3 protein-coding genes and 1 pseudogene are annotated in these 4725 nt (G+C 60.3%); 2 read left to right on the top strand and 2 right to left on the bottom strand.

Annotation, left to right across the window (positions count from 1 at the left end; translation table 11 throughout):
- Nucleotides 1–80: 80 nt before the first annotated feature.
- Nucleotides 81–1631: pseudogene (locus ACXJ7R_RS25055) on the bottom strand (CYTH and CHAD domain-containing protein).
- 84 nt (nt 1632–1715) lie between these two features.
- Here ACXJ7R_RS25055 and ACXJ7R_RS25050 point away from each other — a divergent pair.
- Nucleotides 1716–3395 (top strand): SulP family inorganic anion transporter, encoded by a 1680-nt coding sequence (locus ACXJ7R_RS25050; protein ID WP_457154170.1) that lies wholly within the window; start codon nt 1716–1718, stop codon nt 3393–3395.
- 48 nt (nt 3396–3443) lie between these two features.
- Nucleotides 3444–4268: a polyphosphate kinase 2 gene (ppk2, locus tag ACXJ7R_RS25045; RefSeq protein ID WP_457154169.1), complete on the top strand. Its 825-nt coding sequence runs from the start codon at nt 3444–3446 to the stop codon at nt 4266–4268.
- Nucleotides 4269–4297: 29 nt separating this feature from the next.
- Here the strand turns inward: ppk2 and ACXJ7R_RS25040 are convergent.
- The coding region (locus ACXJ7R_RS25040; RefSeq protein ID WP_457154168.1) for a histidine kinase at nt 4298–4725 on the bottom strand (428 nt) is incomplete at its 5' end.

The following is a 4725-nucleotide window of genomic DNA, read 5'->3' as shown; positions in this document are numbered from 1 at the left end:
GCATTATACGACGCGTTTCAACCAAGACTAATTAGGCACCCATTGGCGCTTGTGTCAGACATGTCGGTCGCGGTGCCGAGTTACTTCCAGAAGGGGCGGATCTCATCCAGGTTTTCCCACAAGGTTTTTGCGCCGGCCCAGCCGAATTCGGCACGCGCCTGGCTCGCCCCGATCACCCATCCGATGGCGCGTTGCGCGGTCGGATCGCCGGCGCCGTGCGCTTCCGGCCCCGTCAACATGGCTCTGACCATCGCCGCGTCGTTCAGGTCGCCGCAGACCGCCTGAAGTTTCTTCAATTGCTTCAGGAACTGTTCAACACGTTTCGCCGGGTACAAGGGAGAGAAGAACTCAACCGTATAGCGCAGCGTCTTCAGCTCTTTCCGCAGGTCGTGGCGTTGCTCAACCGTCAAGGTCTCAAGTCCGTGCGCGCGCTTGCTAACCTTTTTCCAGCGCTTGCTGAGTGCCTTGCCGGCCAACTCGACGACCGGCGCTGCAAGCCGCTCGGTCTGGCCAAAATCCTAAGGAACGAGCCAGCCTCGCGCCTCCACGAACCGCGCCAGGTCGATCAGGAACGCCTGCACGCGCGCCTCGGGGAGAAGCTTGCGAAGGTGATCACGCTGCCGCCCCGCCTGCTGCGAGAGAGCATCGGCCAGGGGCGGCAAACCCGGTTCATCCACGTGGGCCTCGGCCTCCCGTCGCACGATGTCGTTCGCCACCACGTCGATATCCCTAAGACGCCCGACCTCCTGACCAAGCCAGCGGGCTTCCATGTTGAGCCGCGTCATTTCCGGGCTCTTCAGAACGGAAACGCAGGCAGAGAACGCGCTTCGCAATCGGCGCAGGCCGATCCGCAACTGATGCGGCCCTTCGGGATCGTCCAGCTTCCGGATGACCACGACATTCGTGGCGATCTGCTCGAGGCACTCGCGAAGGACGTCGCGTGCCGCCTGCTCGGCGATCTGAGCCCGATCGAGCGCAACGTCCTCGGCATTGCGGGGCGCGAGCGGCGGGTCGATCCATCCCTGTTCCGCGAGGAGATAGCCGCGCGCCGCCTTGGAAAGGCAGGAGAACCTCAGGCCCCCGTCAGGAAACAGTAGATGCGCGATGTCGAAAAGTCCGCCCAGGCTGCCCTCGATGAGTTCGATCTCGAGTTCACGCAACTCGGCCGAGCGCTCCCCCGCGTGGATTTCGCCGATGTCTATTGCCAGTTCCGCACGCGTGCCGTCCTCAAGGGACAGCTCGCTGACGGAACGCCTGATCACGGTCTCGCAGACGGGCTCAAGCGGCGCGCCGTTCACGCGGCGAATGACCTCCTCCCGGACCGCTGCGTCGGGAATCGCTTCGAGACATGGCCGTCCGCCCGGAGCCGGATTCTCCACCTCGCCAACCTGCGACAAGCCGCCATGCAGCTCTGGCTTGGTCTTGACGGTCTGTATCCAACGTCGCCCGTCGCGCCGGAGTCTGAGCGCGACTCCTGCCTTCTTCAGCGCATGACCAGGGGTGTCGAGATAGATGCTTCTGAGCGTCCTGGTTTTCGGGTGGCCAGTAGCCAGCTTAAGCGCCTTCACGCGCGCGCTCAGTTGGGTCGACGTCGGTTCGTCGAGGAGAAATTTTAACTCGATCTCGCTCATGGCTGATTGTTGTCAGGCCTTTTACAAATCTGTAGACTTAGTTTACGCTAATAAAATTACTATGCCAGCTAAGGATTCAACCCGGTGGGCGTTCGCCTTCCCGTGCCTGCAAGCCTTTCCGGTTATCAACTGGGCTGGCTGCGAAGCGATGTTTCCGCCGGGCTTGCAGTTGCCGCGGTTGGGCTTCCCAGTGCCATCGCCTACCCCGCGATAGCGGGCCTGCCGCCAGAGACCGGCATCTACGCGAGTATCGCGCCGCTGGTGGCCTACGCGATCTTTGGCCCCTCGCGTCAGCTCATAGTCGGCCCGGACGCGGCTACGATGACGGTGCTCGCGGCGGTTTTAGTTGCCGTTACAGCGAGCGTGCCAGTCGGACTCGAAGTGGACCGAACAGCGGTCGCAGCAGTCCTTGCGCTTGGCGTTGGGCTGTTGTGCCTGGCGGCGTGGGTGCTTCGGCTCGGCGTTCTTGCGACCTTCCTCTCGCGCCCCATTCTGACGGGGTTCTTCATCGGTATTTCGTTTTCGATCCTGATCGGGCAAATCGGTCGCTTCACCGGAGTCAAGATCGAGGCGGAAGGCCTGCTCGGACCGGTCCTCGAACTTCTGCGCAAGGCCGGATCGATACATTGGCAGTCTCTCCTGCTGGCCATGGGGATGTTCGGTTTGTTGCAGATCGTACGGATCATGCGTTTTCCGGTTCCCGGGCCAGTGCTGGTTGTAGTCCTCGCCGTAGTGCTTTCAGCCGTCTTCGACTTTGAAGGACGCGGCATTGCCGTAGTCGGCGATATTCCGACAGGGTTGCCCTCGTTGTCGTTGCCAGCGATTGCTGGCCTTCCGATCCAGACGCTGGTCCTCGGCGCTGCGGCGATCTTCGTCGTGAGCTACGGCGCCGGCATCATTACAGCCCGCAGCTTTGGGGCAATAGGCGGCTACCCGGTCGATCCAAATCGCGAGCTCATCGGATTTGGCGCTGCGAACATAGGCGCGAGCCTTTTCGGCGCCTTCCCGGTTACGGCCTCCGACTCGCGCACGGCGGTTAACTTGTCCGTTGGCGGACGCTCGCAAGTTTCGAGCATCGTGGCTGCCGCGGCCCTGATCGCGACACTGCTGTTTCTCGGGCAGACCCTAAGGATTATCCCGATCCCTGCGCTCGGGGCGATTCTTGCGGCTACTGCAATCAGCCTGATCGATCTCGCGGCCCTTAGGCAGATTTGGCGCATCAGCCGCATGGAGTTCGTCTTCGCGCTGATCGCGATGTGGGGTCCGATCGGTCTGGGCGTGCTCAACGGGGTCGTCATCGCGATCGGTGCGACGCTCGTCTATGTTCTGCGCAAGCTGATGTTTCCCCGCGACGCCATGCTCGGCCGTGTTCCAGGCCATGACGGCTTCTACAAACTGCATCGAACGCCCGAGGCCCGTCAGGTGCCCGGCCTTGCTGTTTGCCTTGTCCAGGGCAGCCTGCTGTTCTTCAACACCGATTACGTCGCATCGCGGCTGCGGTCCATTGCCGAGGAATTGCCGATCGACACCCGCTGGCTGCTGATCGATGCAAGTGCAATTTCCCAGATCGACAGCTCGGCAGCGGCAATGCTGGAGGAGCTATTTGACGAATTGCGCAATCGCGGGATCAGGTTTGGCCTAGCGGACCTTCATGCCGAAGCGCGGGACATCCTTGTTCGGGCCGGCGTGATCGAGCACATCGGCTCAGACATGGTTTTCGACATTCTCGAAGACGCGTATCATGCGTTCGAGGCCCGCGGATGATAGTTCAAGGAATTTGCACCGTGTGAGTTGTGTTGAAGGGAGGAACCCATGGGTAAGAAGAAGAACAAGTCGGCCGTCGTATCTGAGCATGTGGAGGAAAAATCGGAAGGGAAAAATTATGCGAAAGAACTCGCCCGGTTGCATGTTGAGCTTGCTCACCTTCAGGCTTGGGTGAAGAAGACTGGCGCCCGCATCGCAATCGTTTTCGAGGGCCGTGACGCCGCCGGGAAAGGGGGAGTGATCAAGCGCCTGACCGAGCGGGTCAGCCCGCGGGTGTTCCGGGTCGTCGCGCTGCCGGCGCCGACCGATCGGGAGAAGACCCAACTCTATATGCAGCGCTACTTCGCGCACTTTCCTGCGGCAGGCGAGGTCGTCATATTCGACCGCTCCTGGTACAACCGTCCCGGCGTCGAACGCGTCATGGGTTTCTGCAGCGACAAGCAGGCGCGACGCTTTCTCGAACAGGTGCCGACTCTTGAGGCCGCCATTGTAGAAGGCGGCGTAACGTTGCTCAAATACTTCCTCGATGTGAGTGAGGAAGAGCAGGAACGGCGTTTCCGGCAGCGTGCCGACGACCCCCTTCGGCAGTGGAAACTGAGCCCGATGGATGTTGAGTCATACAATCGTTGGTGGGAGTACACCCACGCCTACAACGAAATGATCCGTGCAACAGACACAAGGCATGCGCCTTGGTGGATCGTGCCGTCGAACGACAAGAAGAGCGCGCGCATCAACTGCATCTCGCACATTCTGAGCTCAATCCCCTATGAGCACGTCGAGTTCGAAAAACCGAACTTCAGCAAACGCCAAAAGCGACCCGACGACTTCGTGGACGATGCAACTCCGCGCAACGTGGTGCCGGACGTGTCCTGACCAGCCACTTCAGAAACCACCACTGGTTTTTATTTGCGTTCCGGCGCCCAATTGAGGAAGAGGCCGATGTCACCAGGAACTCCGCCCGGGAAGTTAATAACCATGGCTTTGAGCTTGTAACCTTGCGGCTTCCCAATGTCCAGGTAGCGCTGGTAGAATTGCTTGGCTTTACCCTGGAGGGTTTCCGTCCATTGCGGATCAGAGCTGTTGATGGCTCGGCCGCTGTCGGTACACAGGTCCGAAGGGAAGCTGTATACTAGTGCTTCGTACTTGCCATTCTTGACAGCGTTCATCACCAGGCGGCGGACCATTGCGATTTCATCGTCGTTCACTTGGTCCTTCAGGAAACTGTTCGTAAACTTCGTGAGTTCCTCATTCTCTCTCGCTCGCAGTTTTTCCTGCTTGTCTACCTCTGCCATCTGCTCCTTCAGAAGAGCCAATCGCAGTTGCTCAGCAC

The organism is Mesorhizobium sp. P5_C1 (assembly GCF_054049815.1).
The sequence above is the reverse complement of the archived record's forward strand: the minus strand, read 5'-3'. Positions and strand labels throughout refer to the sequence as shown.

Bases quoted from the DNA above. Each gene is read 5' to 3' on its own strand.
- ppk2 (WP_457154169.1), top strand. From the start codon at position 3,444: ATGGGTAAGAAGAAGAACAAGTCGGCCGTCGTATCTGAGCATGTGGAG.